Genomic DNA, 18595 nt, shown 5'->3' on the forward strand with positions numbered 1-18595 from the left:
GGCGGGTGGTCCGGGGCGGTCAGGTGAGGCCGTCGCACGGTCCGGGGCGTGTGGGGGTGGTGGTGCGCCTACTCTCGTAGCAGCCCTTTTTCGCAGGACCCGGGACATTCATCGTGGCAGGACGCTTCTCCCCCAGGCCCACGCGCACGACCGTGCGCGGCGGCCACGCCGGCGTGCCCGCGGGGGTGCCGCGCCAGGCGTCGGCGCCCGGGCGGGTGCGCGACTGGACGCCGAACGGGCCGCTCGACCTCGGCCTGGTGCTCGGACCGCTGCGCCGGGGCCCGGCGGATCCGACGTTCCGGGCCACTCCGGACGGGTCCGTGTGGCGGGCCAGCCTCACTCCCGCCGGGCCGGGGACGCTGCGGGTCGCCGCCCGCGACGGCGCGGTGCGCGGTGAGGCCTGGGGGCCCGGCGCCGAGTGGCTGCTGGAGCAGTTGCCCGAGATGCTCGGGGCGGCGGACACACCGGAGGCGTTCGAGCCGCGGCACCGGGTCGTGGCGATCGCCCGGCACCGGCGGCCCGGACTGCGGCTGACGCGGACCGGGCTGGTGCTGGAGTCGCTGATCCCCTCGGTGCTGGAGCAGAAGGTCACCACCGACGAGGCGTACCGGGCCTGGCGGCTGCTGGTCCGCAAGTTCGGGGAGCCTGCCCCCGGGCCCGCGGCGGGCGGACGGCTGTGGGTGATGCCGGCCCCGCGGACCTGGGCGCTGATCCCGTCGTGGGAGTGGCATCGGGCCGGGGTCGACGACAAGCGGGCCTCGACGATCCTGCGGGCGGTGCGCGTCGCGCGGCGGCTGGAGGAGACGGTGCGGATGTCTCCGGCCGAGGCGCGGGCACGGCTGGAGGTCCTGCCGGGGATCGGCCCGTGGACGTCCGCGGAGACCGTGCAGCGCAGTCATGGCGCGGCGGACGCCGTCACCGTGGGCGATCTGCATCTGCCGGGCATCGTGGGGTGGGCGCTGGCCCGGGACCGGGACGCCGACGACGCCCTGATGCTGGAGTTGCTGGAGCCGTACGCGGGGCGGGAGCCGGGGCAGGAGGGCCAGCGGCATCGGGCGGCCCGGCTGATCCTGCTCAGCGGGCACGCCCCGTCCCGGCGGGTGCCGAAGATGCCCCGGTGGGACATCGGGCAGCTGTGAGCGCCCGCCGGGCGGCGACGCGTTCCCAGACGGCACGTTCCTGGCCGGGGCGCTTGCCCTGAGACCGGGGCGCCGGAAGGAGCCGTCGGCCCTACTGGTCCGACGAGAAGCGGACCGCGCCGGCCGGGATTCGCGCGTCGCACCACACCCGGGCGCCCTCGCGGAGTTCGTTGTCCGCGCCGACGACCGCGCCGTCGCCGATGACCGTGCCGGTGAGGACGGAGCGTTCGCCGACGCGGGCCCGTGCGCCGATGAGCGAGTCGGTGATGACGGCGCCGGGTTCGATGACCGCGCCCGGCAGGATCGTCGAGCCGAAGACCCGCGCGCCCTCCGCCACGAACGCGCCCTCGCCCACCACCGTGCCGCCGGTCAGCTTCGCGTCGGGGGCGACCCGTGCGGTCGGCAGGATCAGGCGGTCGCCGCAGCGGCCGGGGACCGCGGGCGAGGGGGCCCGGCCGAGGACCAGGTCCGCCGAGCCGCGGACGAACGCGGCCGGGGTGCCCAGGTCCAGCCAGTACGTCGAGTCGACCATGCCCTGGAGGTGCGCTCCCGCCGCGAGCAGGCCGGGGAACGTCTCGCGCTCCACCGACACCGGGCGGCCCTGCGGGATCGTGTCGATGACCGAGCGGCGGAAGACGTACGCGCCCGCGTTGATCTGGTCTGTGACGATCTCCTCGGGCGTCTGCGGCTTCTCCAGGAACGCCAGGACCCTGCCCGTGCCGTCCGTCGGGACCAGGCCGTAGGCGCGCGGGTCCGTCACCTGGGTGAGGTGCAGGGAGACGTCCGCCCCCGTCGTCTCGTGGGTGGCCACCAGGCGGTTGATGTCCAGGCCGGTGAGGATGTCGCCGTTGAAGACGAGGACCGGATCGTCCGGCGCCGAGGTGAGACGGGACGCCACGTTGCGGATGGCGCCGCCCGTGCCGAGGGGCTCGTCCTCCGTCACGTACTCGATCTGCAGGCCCAGGGCCGAGCCGTCGCCGAAGTGCGGCTCGAAGACCTCGGCCAGATAGCTCGTCGCCAGGACGATGTGGTCGACGCCCGCCGCGCGCGCCCGCGCCAGCTGGTGCGTGAGGAACGGCACCCCCGCCGCCCTGACCATCGGTTTGGGCGTGTGCACCGTGAGGGGGCGCAGCCTGGTGCCCTTCCCGCCGACCAGGAGGATCGCTTCAGTCACCTTGTCGTCTCTGCTTCCTGCCGGGACCGGCCGAACTGTCATTCGGCCGGCCAGTGTATGCAGACCCTTGTGTGGCGACTTCCAGGCCGGGGGCGTTCCGTCCCGGTCCCGGCGCGCTGTCCCCCCGACGGCGGCGCAAGGTGCCCCCGTCCGGACGCGCGGTCCGGCCGTTCGGATGCACGGTCCGGCCCTCGGGAGCACGGGAGCTCCGGGGCCCGCCCGGCCCCGGAGCTCCCGCATGCGCAGACCGGTTCAGCGCCCCTGGTAGCGCGCCGCGGTCGAGCGGGCCGAGCCGAGCTTGCCGTAGAGCTGTTTGCCGGGGCATTCGGTGGCGAAGCCGTCCCGGTGACCCGAGATCACGTTCAGTCGTACGCTCTTTCCCTTTCCGTAGAGGTTGCCACCCCCGGACGTCAGGTATGTCTTCCCCTTGGGGTTCGCGCCGAAGAGGCCGAGCTTCCACGCCGTCAGCCGGGCGACGGCGTCGACCGTGGCGGCGTTGGGCTTGGCGCTGCCGAAGGTGCCGAGGACGGCGATCCCCATGCTGTTGGTGTTGAACCCCAGGGTGTGGGCGCCGAGGACCGCCTTCGCCACTCCGCCGGCGCGGCCCTCGTAGATCTTCCCGCACTTGTCGACGAGGAAGTTGTAGCCGATGTCCCGCCAGCCCATGCTCCTGACGTGGTAGCGGTAGATGCCGCGGATGACGGAGGGGGCCTGGGCGCAGGTGTAGCCGTTGCCGGACGCCGTGTGGTGCACGAACGCGGCCTTGACCTTCGTCGTGTAGCGGAAGCCGCTCTCGCGCAGGCTCTCGTCGGCTCCCCAGCCGCGGCGGGTGACGATGCTGGGGCGCGGGCCGATGTACGGGGTGGCCCGCTGGGCCTGCGTCAGTTCGCCGCCGCGCAGGGCGAGGAGTTCGCGTTCGGTGGCCGTGCGGTCCAGGCCCGGGATCTCCAGGGCGCCGAACGGGGCGAGGGCCTCGTTGGCGGCGGAGGCCTCGACGGCCTCGGCGGACAGGCCGTCCGGCAGCTCCGCCGACGCGTCGGCCGTCTTCGCCGACCCGTCCGTCCCGCCGGCCGCCTCGGCGCCGACGGGTCCCGGTTCGCCCGGTTCACCGGGTTCACCCGGTTCGCCGGGCGGGTCGGCGTCGGGGGACAGCGACCGGCTGTGCGGGGGGCCGGCCTGGGCTTGACCGGGGGCGGCCTCGCCCGGGTCGACGAGGTCCAGGCGCAGGCCGGCGGGGAGCGGGGCGACGGTCGAGAGGGTGCGGGCGCCGCGGCCCGTCTCCTCGGTGCGGCGTTCGGTCTGCGGCCGGACGCGGACCTCGACGCCGTCGGAGTCGCCGACCCAGAGGGGGGCGGTGGCGCCGTGGGTCCGGCCCGAGGCGCTCTCGGTGGTGCCGGGGTCGGCGCCGTGGTCGGCGTTGTGGGTCTCGACGTCCTGCCAGCCGGACCAGGCGTCGGAGCCTGCCGGGCGGGTGCGGACCTGGACGCGGCCGTGGAGTTCGGCCGAGGGGTCGTCCCAGACGACGCCGAGGAGGGAGAAGCGGTGCACCTCCCGGCGGGACAGTCCCAGGCCGGGGGCGGCGCCGAGGGCGCGGTCGGCGAGGGGGGCGAGCGGCAGGGACTGGGTGCCGCCCGGGAGAGCGGGGGCGTCGGGCAGTCCGGGGCGGCCGGGAACACCGGTCGCGCCGGAGCGGGTTGTGGCGGTCCGGGCGCCGGGGCTCGTGGCCCCGGCGGTCCCGGCGGACGCCGCCTCCGCGGCCGGTGCCGGTCGCACCGTCGCCGCGTCGGCGGGCGGCGTCAGCGGGAGGGCGAGAGCCGCCGCGCAGGTGACGCCGATCGAGGAAGCAAGCAATCCACGCATGCCAACGATCCTGGACATAGCCATACATATCTGTCCATCGGGGAATTGACGGGCCGTCGGCGTCCGTTCCGCCGAACCGGTGGCTCCGCGCGGGCCCGGCGGCCGGTGCGGCGCCGGGGGCGGCGCGTACCCTTCTGCGGGTGACTGCCACCGATCGCACCCCTGCCGACCTGCTGCGTTCCGCACTCGCCGCGGATCCCGCGCGCCCCCTGGTGACGTTCTACGACGACGCCACGGGCGAGCGCGTCGAATTGTCCGTGGCCACCTTCGCCAACTGGGTGGCCAAGACCGCCAACCTCATCCAGGACGGGCTGTCCGCCGAGCCGGGCGACCGGGTCGCGCTGCTGCTGCCCGCGCACTGGCAGACGGCGGTGTGGCTGCTGGCGTGCGCCTCGACCGGGGTCGTCGCGGACATGGCCGGGGATCCGTCGCGGGCGGACTTCGTCGTGGCCGGGCCCGGGAGCTTCGAGGCGGGGCTGGCGTGCCGGGGCGAGCGGTACGCGCTGTCGCTCGCCCCGCTCGGCCGGCGGTTCGTGCCGGGCCCTCCGCAGGGGTACGACGACTACGCCGTGGACGTCCCGAGCTTCGGGGACCGGTTCGCCCCGTACGCCCCGGTGGACCCCGAGGAGCCCGCGCTGATCGTCGCGGGGGCCGAGTACACCGGCGCCGAGATCGTGGAGCGGGCGCGAGCCGAGGCCGCGGGACTCGGACTGACCGGCCCCGGCTCCCGGCTGCTGTCGGGGCTGCCGTACGGCACCTGGGAAGGGCTGAGCGCCGGGCTGTACGCGCCGCTGGCGAGCGGCGGCTCGGTGGTGCTGTGCCGGAACCTGTCCCAGGCCGACGAGGAGACGGTCGCCCAGCGCGTGGAGAGCGAGCGGGTGACGGCGACGGCCCGCTAGCCGCCCCCGCGGCAGCCGGGGCGGCAACAAACCTCCGGCCCCGCACCGCCCCCACCAGGGCTGAACCCGGGCGCCGCCCCGGCGGCAGCCGTGGTCCTTCGCCGCTCGCTTGCCTGTTCGCCCCCTCGCAGGGGTGCGGTCTGCCTCCGGGACGGGGGCTCGTGTCACCCGTCCGGTCGCTTCGCGAGGTCCCTTTCGTCCTGTTCGCGTCATCGTCGTAGGGACGGCTCCGCGCAGGGACGGCTGGACGCGTTCGTGCGGCCGGGGCGGGAGGACGGCTGGACGGGAGCGGGAGGGGGTCGGACGTGACGCACTCGGAGAGGCGCGACGGCGGGCTCCTGGGGCCGGGTGCGGGGGCGTCCGCCGACGGGCGCGGGCTCGCGCGGCGGCGCCGGCGGCGGTGGGCGCGCTACGGGGCGGGGGCGGTGGCGGTGATCGTCCTGGGGGCCGGGGTGGCCGGGTGGGCGGTCTACGCGAAGCTCGACGGGAACATCACGCCCGACGAGGCGGCCGCGGCGGAGCTGGCGCGGTACGCGAAGGAGCGGCCGACCTCGCTGGTGAAGGGTGCGCAGAACGTCCTGCTGATCGGGTCGGACTCGCGGTCGGGGGACGGCAACGACGAGTACGGGCGCGATTCGGGGACCGAGCGGTCGGACACGACGATCCTGCTGCATCTGGCGGCCGGGCGGCGCAGCGCCACCGCCGTCTCGCTGCCGCGGGACCTGATGGTGGACGTGCCGGGCTGCCGGCGGCCGGACGGGAAGCGCACCGAGCCGATGTTCGCGATGTTCAACTACGCCTTCCAGGCCGGGGGTTCGGCCTGCACGATCCGCACGGTGGAGAAGCTGACCGGGATCCGGATCGACCATCATGTCGTCGTCGACTTCGGCGGGTTCAAGGACATGGTCGACGCGGTGGACGGGGTGGAGGTGTGCCTTTCGGAGCCGATCAGCGACAAGGCGGCCCGGCTGCGGCTGCCGGCCGGGAGGGTCACGCTCGACGGGGAGCAGGCGCTGGGATACGTGCGTGCCCGCAAGTCCCTCGGCAACGGCAGCGACACCGGCCGGATGGACCGGCAGCAGCGGTTCCTGGGGGCGCTCGTCAACAAGGTGCAGAGCAATGACGTCCTGCTGAACCCGGTGAAGCTGTATCCGGTGCTGGACGCGGCCACGTCCTCCCTCACCACCGATCCGGACCTGGCGAGTCTGCGCGGTCTGTACGAACTCGTGCGGGGCCTGCGGGACATTCCCACCGAACATGTGCAATTCCTGACCGTTCCGCGGGAGTCGTACGTCTACAACGCCAATCGCGACCAACTGGTGGAGCCGGAGGCGGAGAGGCTCTTCGCCCGGCTGCGGACGGACAGGCCGGTGGCGGTCTCCCGGGCACATCCCTCGGCGTCCGCCCCTGCGGAGTCGGGTGATCACGGACCGTATCCGCCCCCGGAGGCGAACGGCGCGGCGTCCGGGGCGGCTTCGCCCGGCCCCGCGACGCCCACGTTCCGCGGGAACACCGCCGCCGAGGACGGCTGCGGGTAAAGCGCTTGCCAAGCCGAGCCCACCCGGCGAACAGGAGTTCAAAGAAATAGGGCGGATTGCCCGGTTGTAGGGGCGTGGAATTTGTCACGGCCGTCGCTCGACGCCGAATCGGGCGGATAGTGTGAGCGATCCGGTGCACCCGGCCGCGAGGTCCTTCCTGGGGTCGCGCACCGTGTGACCGAGACCCGAGCGCCTTGAGGGGGAAAGGCGCCGCGTGGCCCCGACGGAGGATTCGGACAACCGTGGACGCGCAAGGCCGTGGGCGGGCGGATGACATCGACCCCGCAGACCAATGGGTGCTCAATCCGGACACCGGTGAATACGAACTGCGACTGAGCAGTTCCGCAGCGCAGTCGCCGGTGCCCGGACCCCGCAGATCCGCCTCCGGCGGCGGGAACGGGGGCCCGGCGCGCGCACGCGCCGCCGAGCCCGACCGGCACGCGCCGTCGTCGTCGCCCGCGAACGCGGCGGCGGGCGCGGACGTGCCCGGCCCGCGCCGGCGCCGCGGCGCGCCGGCGGAGGAGCCCGCGAGCCGGCGTGGCCGGCGGCCGGTGAAGAAGAAGTCGCGGGCGAAGAAGGTCCTGGTGTGGACCGGCGGCATCATGGCCTTCGTGGTCGTGGGCACGGCCGGCGCGGGCTACCTGTACCTCAAGCACCTCAACGACAACATCACCTCCGTCTCCGACGACGGCGCGAGCACCGGCGGTTTCAGCAAGGACAAGGCCATCAACCTGCTGGTGATCGGCACGGACAAGCGCACCGGCTCCGGCAACGAGGGCTACGGCGACTCCGGCAGCGTCGGCCACGCGGACACCACGATCCTGCTGCACGTCTCCAAGGACCGCACGAACGCGACCGCGCTGAGCATCCCGCGCGACCTGATCGTGGACGTTCCGGACTGCCAGACCGAGCAGGAGGACGGCACCACGAAGGTCATCAAGGGCACGGACCACGTCCGCTTCAACACCAGCCTCGGGCAGGACGGCCGTACGCCGTCGTGCACCGTGCGCACCGTCACCGAGCTGACCGGGATCCAGGCGGACAACTTCATGGTCGCCGACTTCAACGCGGTGAAGACGCTGACCACCGCGGTGGGCGGGGTGGAGGTGTGCCTGGCCAAGGACATCGACGACGACGACTCCCACCTGAAGCTGGCGAAGGGCACCCACCTGATCCAGGGCGAGCAGGCGCTCGCCTTCGTGCGCACCCGGCACTCGGTCGGCTTCGGCGGCGACCTGAGCCGGATCCAGATCCAGCAGCAGTTCCTCAGCGCGCTGATGCGCAAGCTGAAGTCGAACGACACGCTCACCAGCCCCACCAAGATGATCAAACTGGCGGAGGCGGGCACCAAGGCGCTGACCGTCGACTCCCAGCTCGACAGCATCAACAAGCTGAAGGACCTGGGGATGGAGCTGGGCAAGCTCGACATCAAGAACCTGACCTTCACCACCGTGCCGGTCGTCGACAACCCGGCCGAGAAGGTCAAGGCCACCGTCGTCCTCGACGACTCCGCGGCGCCGACCGTCTTCCAGATGATCCGGGACGACGTCTCCTTCACCGCGGTGAAGCAGCAGGCGGCGGCCTCGAAGAACGCGGCGGCCAAGGCGGCCGCGGCCCGTCTCAAGGGCTCCCAGTCCGCCGCCTCCGAGGTGCGGGTGCAGGTCATGAACGGCGGAGCGCCCCCCGGCAGCGCCCAGGAGACCCTCAACTGGCTCCAGAACGACAAGGGCGTGACGAAGTCCGAGAACGCCGGCAACGCACCCGCGGCGCTGGCGAAGACCACTCTGGAGTACGCGCCCGAACAGGCCGCGCAGGCACGCAAGCTGGCCGCGGTCATGGGGCTGCCCGGCACGGCGCTGAAGCCGGGCCGGAGCGTGCAGAACGCGCAGGGTCTGCCGACCATGACACTGACGCTGGGCAAGGACTTCAAGGGGGCCGGCGTCTCGCTCACGGCGCCGGCGAAGGTGCCCGACTCGGTCCAGAAGTCCACGGCCGACAAGGTCCAGTGCGCCAAGTAGGTAACCCTTCGGGCCCGTCGTGCGTCTGACTGGACGCGGGACGGGCCCGTGTCAGGCGCACGGCGGGGAGGGGCAGGGCAATGACGGGGAGCAGCGGGGTGCGGGGGAACGTTTCCGCGACACAGGATGCGGCGTCCGCGACGACCGGGGACGCGACGTCTTCGGCCGGGCGGGAACCGGGCGACACGGCCGCGTCCGAGGGGGACGGCAGACGCGGCGGCGGACGGCGCAGCGGCCGGGAGACGGACCGCAGACGCCGGCGTCGACGCGCGTTGCGCTGGTCGGCGACGGTGCTGGCGGTCGTCATACTCGGCGGCGCGGGGGCCGGATACCTCTACTACGAGCACCTCAACGCGAACATCAAGCACGACGACCTGAACATCGGCGACGCCAAGGACCGGGCGGCCGGCACCAAGGCCAACTCTGCCGGGCAGACCGCGCTGAACATCCTGCTGATCGGGTCGGACGCACGGGACACCGAGGCCAACCAGAAGCTGGGCGGCGCCAAGTACGACTTCGGCGGCCCCCCGCTCGCGGACGTCCAGATGCTGCTGCACGTCTCGGCGGACCGCAGCAACATGTCGGTGGTGAGCATGCCGCGTGACACGCTGCTGGACATCCCCAAGTGCACCGACCCCGACGACGGGAAGAGCTACCCGGCGTTGCGGCACGAGATGACGAACGCCTCGCTCAGCCGGGGCGGGCCGGGCTGCACGGTGGCGACCTGGGAGAAGCTCACCGACATCCACATCGACCACTTCATGATGATCGACTTCGCCGGTGTCGTCTCGATGGCGGACGCGATCGGCGGCGTCCCGGTCTGCGTGGACGCCAACGTCCACTCGCACACCAGCTCAGGCAAGGGCTCCGGCCTCAGGCTGGAGAAGGGCACGCACCCCGTCAAGGGCGAGCAGGCCCTCCAGTGGCTGCGCACCCGCTACGGCTTCGAGGACGACACCGACCTCGCCCGCGCCAAGGCGCAGCACATGTACATGAACTCGATGGTCCGCGAGCTGCGCGCCAGCGCCAAGCTGACCAACCCGAACAAGCTGCGCAAGCTCGCCGAGGCGGCCACCAAGGCGATCACGGTCGACGACGGCCTGGACACCATCGGCAAGATGTACGACCTGGCGGGCGAGCTGCAGAAGGTGCCCACCGACCGGATCACGATGACGACGATGCCCAACCGCTACCAGGGCGAGCGGGTGGTGCCCACCGACGACGCCGGGCAGCTGTTCCGGCTGGTGCGCGAGGACATCGCCCTGGACGGCAAGGACGCCCGCAAGGCGACGGCCGCGCCCGCGCCGACGGCGGTCGCCGACCCGGCGGCCGCGAGCGGCGAGATCGCGGTGCAGGTGCACAACGGCACGTCCACCGGGACCGAGCGCGCGGTCCGCGGGCGGGCCACGGCGGTGAAGGACGCGCTGGCCGGCAAGGGCTTCGCCAAGGCCGTCGCGGACACCTCGCCGGCCACGGCCGTGGCGAAGACGGTGGTCAGCTACCCGAGCGCCGACCTCCAGGGCGACGCGCTTGCGGTCGCCAAGGCCCTCGGCATCCCGGCGGCCCAGGTCAAGAAGTCCACCGAGGTGTCCGGCGTCACCGTCGTCGTCGGCGCGGACTGGCGCTCGGGGGCGGGCTACAAGGCGCCGGTGAAGAACGACAAGACGCCCGACACGGCCGGCGCGATCAACGCCTCCGACACCGGGCAGTGCATGCACGTCGACCCGGACTACACCTGGTAGTCCGGGCCGGGCGGGATCCCGCGGTGCTCAGCGCGCGTCGCTGAGGACCGCGGGCCGCCGGGACGCGATGACCTTCCTGGCCAGCGCCTTCGGGCTGGTCAGGAAGCCGAAGCCCCACGACATGTGCATGGTGGCCAGGGCGACGGGGATCTGGAGCCGGGCCTTCGCCGGCAGTCCGCGGCCGGCCGGCAGCGAGCCCGCCGCTATCGCCGCGAGGTACCCGGCCGGGATCACGAAGCCCAGCGGGGTGAGCGTCGCGCCGACCACGATCCCGGCCGCGATCGCGCACACCGCGGCCGGCGGCGCGAGGTAGCGCAGGTTGATGGAGCCCTCGTGGTAGCGGGCGACGACGTGCCGCCAACGGCCGTAGTCCTTGTACTGCTTGGCGAGCGCCCTGACGCTGGGGCGGGGCCGGTAGGACACCTTCAGCTCGGGCGAGAACCAGATCAGCCCGCCCGCCTCGCGGATCCGGAAGTTCAGCTCCCAGTCCTGGGCGCGGATGAACTCCTCGTTGTAGCCGCCCTGTCGCTCCAGCGCCTCGCGCCGGAAGACGCCGAGGTACACCGTCTCCGCCGGACCGGCCTGGCCTCCCGTGTGGAAGGCGGCGTTGCCGACCCCGATCTTCGAGGTCATGGCCGCGGCGACCGCGTGCTCCCAGTCGTTCTCGCCCTCGGCGTGCATGATGCCGCCGACGTTCTGCGCGCCGGTCTCCTCCAGGAGCCGCACGGCGGTGGCGATGTAGTTCGGCGAGAGCATGCCGTGCCCGTCGACGCGGACGACGACCGGATGGCGCGAGGCCTTGATCGCGGCGTTGAGGGCGGCGGGCGTACGGCCGGTGGGATTGGGGACCGTGTGCACGCGCGGGTCTTCGGCCACGAGCTGGGCCGCGATCTCGTCCGTACGGTCCGTCGACGGACCGATGGCGATCACGACCTCCATCTCGCCGGCGTACTCCTGCGCGAGGATCGCTTGGACGGCTCCGCGCAGATGCCGCTCCTCGTTGAGGACGGGCATGATGACGGACACTGCGGGGAGCTGCACGTCGGGCTTGGCGTTCATAGGGGGCTCACGTTACCGCGAACGGGGGACACGGCCCGCCCCGCCGGGTGCGCTGCACCGGTCGGCCGATCGTATGGGCCTATGTTCCAACGGCCACCACCGCCCCACGGCCGCCGCCCGGAGGTGCCCCGTATGCCCGTCACCCCGTCCCGGTTCCCGCGCCGCCCCCACCCGCGGCGCCCCGCGCCGCGCGCCCCCGCCCGACGCGGGCGGCCCCGCTGGGCCGTGCGGGCGGCGACCACGCTGTCCGTGGTGCTCCTCGCGGCCGCCGGCATCGGTCACTCGGTGATCAGCAGCCTCGACGCGGGCATCGCCCGGGTCGACCCCTTCAAGGACATGAAGAACCGTCCGCGCGCCGGTCACGGCATGAACGTGCTGCTGGTCGGCACCGACGGCCGCGACCGGATCACCCCGGAGGAACGCCGCCGGTACCGCCTGGGCGGAGCCCCCTGCCACTGCACCGACACGATCATGATCGTGCACATCTCGGCGGACCGGGAGCGGGCCGGCGTGGTCAGCCTCCCGCGCGACTCGTACGCGCTGACGCCCCCGCACACCGACCAGGTGACGGGCAAGGAGCACGGCGGCCACCCCATCAGGCTCAACGCTGCCTACGCGGAGGGCGGGCCGCAGCTCACCGTCCGCACGGTCGAGAACATGACGCACCTGAAGATCGACCACTACCTGGAGGTCGACTTCACCAGCTTCATGAAGACGGTGGACGTCCTCGGCGGCGTGCCCATCTGCACGGCCCTGCCCCTGAAGGACGCGTACACGGGCCTGGACCTGGCGCCGGGCCGGCACGTCCTCCAGGGCGGCGAGGCGCTCCAGTACGTGCGCTCCCGGCACGCGGACGCCTCCTCCGACCTGGGCAGGATGAAACGCCAGCAGCGGTTCATGGCGGCCCTGGTGGACCGGGCGACGTCCTCCGGGGTCCTGCTGAACCCGCTGCGGTTCCGCGACGTCACACGGGCCGTGCTCGGCTCGGTGCGGGCGGACCGGGGCTTCGGCGCGGACGAGCTGCTCGACCTCGGGCGGGCGATGCGCTCCTTCTCCCCCGCCTCCTCCGAGTTCGCCACCGTGCCCATCGGCCGGATGGGATACCTGGTGAAGGGGATCGGCTCGACGCTGAAGTGGGACCCGGTGAAGTCGGCCCGCCTGTTCGCGTCCCTGCGCGACGACGAGCCCCTCGCGGCGACGGCCCGCGCGAGTGGCAGCCGCGTGGTGCGGGTGCCGGTGGCGCCGCAGCAGATCCGGGTGCAGGTCGAGAACGGCACCCGCACGCCGGGCCTCGGACGGCGGGTGGACGCGGCGCTGGCGGCGGCGGGCTTTCGCGCGACCCGGCAGCCGGTCGCCGCGGCCGGCCCCGCCCTGCGGCGCACGGTCGTCGCCTACGACCCCCGCTGGGACCGCTCCGCGAAGTCCCTGGCGGCCGCCCTGCCCGGCAGCGAGCTGCGCGCCGTACCCGGCCTCGGGCCGACCCTGAAGGTGATCGCGGGCGCGGACTTCCGGCAGGTGCGCCGGGTGCGGGCGGCGGACGCGGAACAGGGCGGGTTCGGGGTCGTCCGGGGCGACGAGGTGGGGTGTGCCCAGGGGAGCCCGTGAGGAGCGCGCGACGGGCGCGCGGGCGCCGGTGACCGGCGCCCCCTCGCTCCCCCGCAACGCAGTTCAGGGGCGCCCCCCCGAGGGGGCGCCCCTGAACTGTGCCCGCCCCGGCCTCAGTTGCCGGAGACGGTGACCTTCTCGTCGTTGTTCAACTCGTTCACCAGCTGCTTGACCTTCGCCTTGTCCCAGACGAGGTTGCCGCCGGACGAGCCGGAGATCGGCATGTTCAGCGAGGTGCCGTCGCCGCCGTTGACGCCCTTCATCGCGAAGAACATGGACCCCAGGTCGTACAGCCCCATGTCCTTGTCGACGATGAGGGAGTCCAGGCCCGCGCTCATCGTCGGGTAGAGCTTGAAGGGGTTCAGGACCGTGCCGGGGGTCGCCACCTCGTGGGCGAGGGCCGCGAGGAACTTCTGCTGGTTCTTGGTGCGCTGGAGGTCGGACGCGGCGAACGCGTGCCGGGTCCGGACGAAGGCCAGCGCCTCCTCGCCGTTCAGCTTCTGCTTGCCCGCCTGGAAGTCGGCGCCCGAGTACTTGTCCTTGAAGGCCTTGTCGATGGTGATCTCGACGCCGCCGACCGCGTCCACGATGCTCGCGAAGCCGGCGAAGCCGATCTCCACGTAGTGGTCGATGCGCAGGCCGGTGTTGAACTCGATCGTGCGCACCAGCAGCTCGGGCCCGTCCGTGGCGTACGCGGCGTTCAGCTTGATGTGCCGGCCGGTGCCCTTGTACGTCTTGCCGGACTCGGAGCCGACGAACGACGGGAGCTCGACGTCGGAGTCGCGCGGCAGCGAGACCAGGGTGTCGCCGTTGGACCCGACGTGCAGGATCATCATCGAGTCGGTGCGCTTGCCCTCGGCGGAGCCGGTGTGCAGCTTCTTCTTCTCCTCGGCGGACATGCCGTCCCGGCTGTCGGAGCCGACGATCAGGTAGTTCGTGCCGTCACCGCCCTCGGGCCGGTCGATCACCTTCGACAGGTCGACCTCGCGCCTGAGCTTGCCGTCGGCCCAGAAGTAGGTGGCGACGCTCGTCACTACGAGCACGGTGACGAGGGTGATCGCCGTCCACTTGATGCGGCGGCGCCAGTTCGGCGCGGGACGCGGGGCGCGCGGGCCGACGTCGCCGGGCCCGCCCGGGTCACCGCCGCCCCCGTAGACCTGGCCCGTGTTGTAGCCGCTGTCGTATCCGGTCTGCCGGGCGTCGGTGTAGTCGCCGTATCCCTGGCCGTTGACGTACGACGGCTGCTGCGGGACGCCGGCGCCCTGCGGCGGCGCGGCCGGGCCGCGGCGGATCTGCCGCATGACGCGAGCGCTCTCGGGCTGCGCGCCGGCGCTGCCGCTGCCGTACCGGTTGCCGCGGTCCCTGTCGGACCATCCCTCGGGCCAATCGTTCATGCGGACCAGTGTGCAGGGCAGGGCACTGTGCCGTACAAGGGTCGTCGGAGAATCAGGGCCGCCCTGTTGCCAAGCTGACACAAAGTCCCGGGTTGTCCCCCTCGGCATAAGGTGGAGGACATGACAGACCAGGTCACCGCGGCGGACTCGGGCAGCACCTCGGACATCCCGGGCAAGCCCACATCCGCGTCCCGCACCACCCTCAGCCACATCATGACCCACGCCGACACCAACCTGCTGGGGACGGTGCACGGCGGGGTGATCATGAAGCTCGTCGACGACGCGGCGGGCGCGGTGGCCGGCCGGCACAGCGGCGGCCCCGCCGTCACCGCCTCCATGGACGAGATGGCGTTCCTCGAGCCGGTCCGCGTCGGCGACCTCGTCCATGTGAAGGCACAGGTCAACTGGACCGGCCGGACCTCGATGGAGGTCGGGGTGCGGGTGCTGGCCGAGCGCTGGAACGAGTCGGCCCCCGCGACCCAGGTCGGCTCGGCCTACCTGGTCTTCGCCGCCGTCGACGCCGACGGCAAGCCGCGCGCCGTCCCGCCGGTCCTCCCGGAGACCGAGCGTGACGAACGCCGCTACCAGGAGGCCCAGATCCGCCGCACCCACCGCCTGGCCCGCCGCCGGGCGATCATGGAGCTGCGCGAGCGCCGGGTGGCCGAGGGCTTCGAGGACTGACCGCGGGCCCCCTGCGACAGCCGCGGTCTGCGCCGACGACCGGACCCGCGCCGGCGTCCGGCCTCAGGGCTGCGCGAGCAGGGCCGCCAGCTTGCCGAGGGCCTCGCCCCAGCCGTCCTCGTGCAGCGCGCGCCGCCGCTCGGTGGCGAAGCCCTCCTGGGTCAGCACCAGCTCGGTCTCGTCGCCGGGCCGGGCGCGCAGGGTCAGCGTGACGACCGTCTCACGGTCCTCGGGGTCGGGTTCCTCCCAGCGGAAGGTGCAGCGCAGCAGCCGCGGGGGGTCGACGGCGAGGTACTCCCCGGCGAGGTGGAACTCCGGCCCCTCGGGCGGCCGCATCGTGATGCGGTAGGCGCCGCCGGGTTCCGGGTCACCGCGCGCGTCGGGGATCGTGAACCCGGCCGGTCCCCACCAGCGGGCCAGCTCCACCGGCTCGGTCAGGGCCCGGAACACGGCCGGCGGCGCGGCGGGCAGCACCCGCCGAAGGCGCAGCACCGGCCCGTCGTAAGCGCGACATGGCGCACCTCCCGCCTCCATCGTGGACCGGCGCCGGCCCGTCCACCACACGCGCCTCGCCCCTCGCCCGGCGAGCGGACGAGGGGCGAGGCGGCGAGCCGGGGCGGGCAGTCCCCGCGGACGGGCCTTAGGGAAGGTTCCTCGCCATCACGATCCGCTGGACCTGGTTCGTGCCTTCATAGATCTGCGTGATCTTGGCATCGCGCATCATGCGCTCGACCGGGTAGTCGCGGGTGTAGCCGTAGCCGCCGAGGAGCTGGACGGCGTCGGTGGTGACCTCCATGGCGACGTCCGAGGCGAAGCACTTGGCGGCCGCGCCCTGGAAGGTGAGGTCGGAGTCGAGGCGCTCGGACTTGGCCGCCGCCGCGTAGGTGAGCTGGCGCGCGGCCTCGATCTTCATGGCCATGTCGGCGAGCATGAACTGGATGCCCTGGAAGTCGGCGATCGGCTTGCCGAACTGCTTGCGCTCCTGGACGTAGCCCTTGGCGTAGTCGAAGGCGCCCTGGGCGACGCCGAGAGCCTGGGCGGCGATGGTGATGCGGGTGTGGTCCAGGGTCTTCATGGCGGTCGCGAAGCCCGTGCCCTCCTCACCGATCATGCGGTCGGCCGGGATGCGGACGTTGTCGAAGTAGACCTCGCGGGTCGGGGAGCCCTTGATGCCCAGCTTCTTCTCCGGGGCGCCGAAGGAGACGCCCTCGTCGGACTTCTCGACGACGAACGCGGAGATTCCCTTCGAGCGCTTCGTCGGGTCGGTCACGGCCATGACCGTGTAGTACTCGCTGACGCCGGCGTTGGTGATCCAGCGCTTCACGCCGTTGAGGATCCAGTGGTCGCCGTCGCGGACCGCCTTCGTCTTCATGCCGGCCGCGTCCGAGCCCGCGTCCGGCTCGGAGAGGGCGTACGAGAACATGGCGTCGCCCTTGGCCAGCGGCGAAAGGTACTTCTTCTTCAGGTCCTCGGAGCCGGAGAGGATCACCGGGAGCGAGCCCAGCTTGTTCACGGCGGGGATGAGGGAGGAGGACACGCACACGCGGGCCACCTCCTCGATCACGATGACCGTCGCGAGGGCGTCGGCGCCCGCGCCGCCGTACTCCTCGGGGACGTGCACGGCGTGCAGGTCGCTCGCCACCAGCGCGTCCAGCGCCTCCTGGGGGAAGCGGGCCTCCTCGTCCACCACGGCCGCGAACGGCGCGATCTTCGCCTCGGACAGTGAGCGGATGGCGTCGCGGAGCATGTCGTGCTCCTCGGACGGGCGGTACAGGTCGAAGTCAGCCGATCCGGCCAAGGTGTCCTCACACTCCAAAGACGCTGCGTTACCGACGCTAATTACCGTTAAGTAACTCAAATTTTAATGGTCTCCCCGATGCCCGTGGTACGTGAGTTTGGCGACAGGGCTCCCGCACCGGCGAACTGCCCGGTGGGGGGCGCCGACACGCCACGGCTATGCTCGGGCGCGCAGCGACGGCAACCCCCACCAGGAGCATCCATGGCCCTCAAGATCACCGTGATCGGCACCGGCTATCTCGGCGCCACGCACGCCGCGGCCATGGCCGAGCTGGGCTTCGAGGTGCTCGCGCTCGACGTCGTCCGCGAGAAGATCGAGATGCTCGAACGCGGTGAGACGCCCATGTACGAGCCGGGTCTGGAGGAGCTGCTGCGCCGGCACGTCGCCGGTTTCGAGGGGTCGAGCGGGCGGTTGCGGTTCACCCAGGACTGGGCCGAGGTGGGGGCGTTCGGCGACGTCCACTTCGTCTGCGTCAACACGCCGCAGAAGCACGGCGAGTACGCGTGCGACATGTCGTACGTCGAGTCCGCCCTCGCCTCCCTCGCCCCGCATCTGACGCGGCCCGCGCTGGTCGTCGGCAAGTCGACGGTGCCGGTGGGCTCCGCGGACCGGCTGGCGCGCATGATCGCCGGTCTCGCGCCGGCCGGCGAGGACGCCGAGCTGGCCTGGAACCCGGAGTTCCTGCGGGAGGGGTTCGCGGTGCAGGACACTCTGCACCCGGACCGGATCGTGGTCGGGGTGCGCAGCGAGCGGGCCGAGAGTCTGCTGCGTCAGGTGTACGAGACGCCCGTCGCGGAGGGCACCCCGTTCGTGGTGACGGACTTCCCCACGGCGGAGCTGGTGAAGACGTCCGCCAACTCCTTCCTCGCGACCAAGATCTCGTTCATCAACGCCATGGCGGAGGTGTGCGAGGCGGCCGACGGCGACGTGGCCAAGCTGGCCGAGGCGATCGGCTACGACGACCGGATCGGCAAGAAGTTCCTGCGGGCGGGGATCGGGTTCGGGGGCGGCTGTCTGCCGAAGGACATCCGCGCGTTCATGGCGCGGGCCGGTGAGCTGGGGGCCGACCAGGCGCTGACCTTCCTGCGCGAGATCGACTCGATCAACATGCGCCAGCGCGGGCGGATGGTCGAGCTGGCGCGGCAGGAGCTGGGGGGCGGGTCGTTCCTGGGCAAGCGGATCGCCGTGCTGGGTGCCACCTTCAAGCCGGACTCGGACGACGTCCGCGACTCGCCGGCGCTGAACGTCGCCGGGCAGATCCATCTGCAGGGCGGTCAGGTCACCGTGTACGACCCGAAGGGGATGGAGAACGCGCGCCGGCTCTTCCCGACCCTGGGTTACGCCGGCTCGGCGCTGGACGCCGTCCGGGGCGCCGACGCGGTGCTGCACCTGACGGAGTGGCGGGAGTTCCGGGACCTGGATCCGGCGGCGCTCGGCGAGGTCGCGGCGACGCGGCTGATCCTGGACGGACGCAACGCGCTGGATCCGCAGCTGTGGCGCAAGTCGGGCTGGACCTACCGGGCCATGGGCCGCCCGACGGCGTAGCGGGCGAAGGCGACGCCGGTTCGGCCGAGGCTCAGTCGGCCGAACCGGCGTCTTGGTGCATTCTGCACCACCGGGCGGCGGCCCGGCCGGTGAACCATCCCTGAACCGGCCCCGAACCACCCCTGAATCGGCCCCTGACCCGA

At 72.7% G+C, this 18595-nt stretch carries 14 protein-coding genes; 8 read left to right on the top strand and 6 right to left on the bottom strand.

Annotation, left to right across the window (positions count from 1 at the left end; genetic code table 11):
* Window positions 1-113: 113 nt before the first annotated feature.
* The gene (locus ACGFSH_RS17070; RefSeq protein ID WP_393349219.1) at window positions 114-1139 is read left to right on the top strand and encodes a DNA-3-methyladenine glycosylase family protein; all 1026 of its coding nucleotides are present in this window, start codon (window positions 114-116) and stop codon (window positions 1137-1139) included.
* Between the two features lie 91 nt (window positions 1140-1230).
* On the opposite strand, the gene ACGFSH_RS17075 is transcribed toward ACGFSH_RS17070, so the two are convergent.
* Entirely contained in the window at window positions 1231-2313 is a 1083-nt protein-coding gene (locus ACGFSH_RS17075; protein ID WP_393349221.1) for a sugar phosphate nucleotidyltransferase, read from the bottom strand.
* A 252-nt stretch (window positions 2314-2565) separates the two neighbouring features.
* Window positions 2566-4173 carry a peptidoglycan recognition protein gene (locus ACGFSH_RS17080; RefSeq protein ID WP_393349223.1) on the bottom strand — a complete coding sequence of 536 codons (1608 nt, stop codon included), beginning with the start codon at window positions 4171-4173 and terminating at the stop codon, window positions 2566-2568.
* Between the two features lie 140 nt (window positions 4174-4313).
* Here ACGFSH_RS17080 and ACGFSH_RS17085 point away from each other — a divergent pair, with 140 nt between their 5' ends.
* From ACGFSH_RS17085 to ACGFSH_RS17100, 4 genes are all read left to right on the top strand, one after another.
* Window positions 4314-5072, top strand: coding sequence for a TIGR03089 family protein (locus ACGFSH_RS17085; RefSeq protein WP_393349225.1), 759 nt, complete (start codon window positions 4314-4316; stop codon window positions 5070-5072).
* Between the two features lie 305 nt (window positions 5073-5377).
* Window positions 5378-6610, top strand: a complete 1233-nt coding sequence (locus ACGFSH_RS17090; protein WP_393349226.1) for an LCP family protein — start codon at window positions 5378-5380, stop codon at window positions 6608-6610.
* Window positions 6611-6852: 242 nt separating this feature from the next.
* A complete protein-coding gene (locus ACGFSH_RS17095; protein ID WP_393349228.1) occupies window positions 6853-8628 on the top strand; it encodes an LCP family protein in 1776 nt (591 codons plus the stop codon).
* A gap of 80 nt (window positions 8629-8708) precedes the next feature.
* Window positions 8709-10370: an LCP family protein gene (locus ACGFSH_RS17100; RefSeq protein ID WP_393349230.1), complete on the top strand. Its 1662-nt coding sequence runs from the start codon at window positions 8709-8711 to the stop codon at window positions 10368-10370.
* Between the two features lie 27 nt (window positions 10371-10397).
* Here ACGFSH_RS17100 and ACGFSH_RS17105 read toward each other — a convergent pair whose 3' ends face one another.
* On the bottom strand, window positions 10398-11429 hold the full coding sequence (locus tag ACGFSH_RS17105; RefSeq protein WP_393349232.1) for a glycosyltransferase family 2 protein: 1032 nt from the start codon (window positions 11427-11429) through the stop codon (window positions 10398-10400).
* 132 nt (window positions 11430-11561) lie between these two features.
* On the opposite strand from ACGFSH_RS17105, the gene ACGFSH_RS17110 reads away from it, so the two are divergent.
* A complete protein-coding gene (locus ACGFSH_RS17110) occupies window positions 11562-13034 on the top strand; it encodes an LCP family protein (protein ID WP_393349234.1) in 1473 nt (490 codons plus the stop codon).
* Window positions 13035-13147: 113 nt separating this feature from the next.
* On the opposite strand, the gene ACGFSH_RS17115 is transcribed toward ACGFSH_RS17110, so the two are convergent.
* On the bottom strand, window positions 13148-14428 hold the full coding sequence (locus ACGFSH_RS17115; protein ID WP_393349236.1) for an LCP family protein: 1281 nt from the start codon (window positions 14426-14428) through the stop codon (window positions 13148-13150).
* Between the two features lie 120 nt (window positions 14429-14548).
* On the opposite strand from ACGFSH_RS17115, the gene ACGFSH_RS17120 reads away from it, so the two are divergent.
* The gene (locus ACGFSH_RS17120; protein WP_393349238.1) at window positions 14549-15109 is read left to right on the top strand and encodes an acyl-CoA thioesterase; all 561 of its coding nucleotides are present in this window, start codon (window positions 14549-14551) and stop codon (window positions 15107-15109) included.
* 63 nt (window positions 15110-15172) lie between these two features.
* Here the strand turns inward: ACGFSH_RS17120 and ACGFSH_RS17125 are convergent, their stop codons facing one another.
* Window positions 15173-15601 (bottom strand): SRPBCC domain-containing protein, encoded by a 429-nt coding sequence (locus tag ACGFSH_RS17125; protein ID WP_393349240.1) that lies wholly within the window; start codon window positions 15599-15601, stop codon window positions 15173-15175.
* Window positions 15602-15749: 148 nt separating this feature from the next.
* Complete coding sequence (locus tag ACGFSH_RS17130; RefSeq protein WP_393349242.1) at window positions 15750-16907, bottom strand: acyl-CoA dehydrogenase; 1158 nt, start codon at window positions 16905-16907, stop codon at window positions 15750-15752.
* Window positions 16908-17108: 201 nt separating this feature from the next.
* Between ACGFSH_RS17130 and ACGFSH_RS17135 the strand changes: the two genes are divergently transcribed.
* Window positions 17109-18452 (top strand): UDP-glucose dehydrogenase family protein, encoded by a 1344-nt coding sequence (locus ACGFSH_RS17135; RefSeq protein WP_393349244.1) that lies wholly within the window; start codon window positions 17109-17111, stop codon window positions 18450-18452.
* Window positions 18453-18595 lie beyond the last annotated feature (143 nt).

Origin of the sequence: Streptomyces sp. NPDC048481, assembly GCF_043200075.1 — a bacterium.
Classification (GTDB): domain Bacteria; phylum Actinomycetota; class Actinomycetes; order Streptomycetales; family Streptomycetaceae; genus Streptomyces.

What these genes read in the sequence shown, in the direction of transcription:
- ACGFSH_RS17080 (WP_393349223.1), bottom strand. Translation starts at nt 4,173, where the DNA reads ATGCGTGGATTGCTTGCTTCCTCGATCGGCGTCACCTGCGCGGCGGCT.
- ACGFSH_RS17100 (WP_393349230.1), top strand. Translation starts at nt 8,709, where the DNA reads ATGACGGGGAGCAGCGGGGTGCGGGGGAACGTTTCCGCGACACAGGAT.
- ACGFSH_RS17105 (WP_393349232.1), bottom strand. Translation starts at nt 11,429, where the DNA reads ATGAACGCCAAGCCCGACGTGCAGCTCCCCGCAGTGTCCGTCATCATG.
- ACGFSH_RS17110 (WP_393349234.1), top strand. Translation starts at nt 11,562, where the DNA reads ATGCCCGTCACCCCGTCCCGGTTCCCGCGCCGCCCCCACCCGCGGCGC.
- ACGFSH_RS17115 (WP_393349236.1), bottom strand. Translation starts at nt 14,428, where the DNA reads ATGAACGATTGGCCCGAGGGATGGTCCGACAGGGACCGCGGCAACCGG.
- ACGFSH_RS17120 (WP_393349238.1), top strand. Translation starts at nt 14,549, where the DNA reads ATGACAGACCAGGTCACCGCGGCGGACTCGGGCAGCACCTCGGACATC.
- ACGFSH_RS17135 (WP_393349244.1), top strand. Translation starts at nt 17,109, where the DNA reads ATGGCCCTCAAGATCACCGTGATCGGCACCGGCTATCTCGGCGCCACG.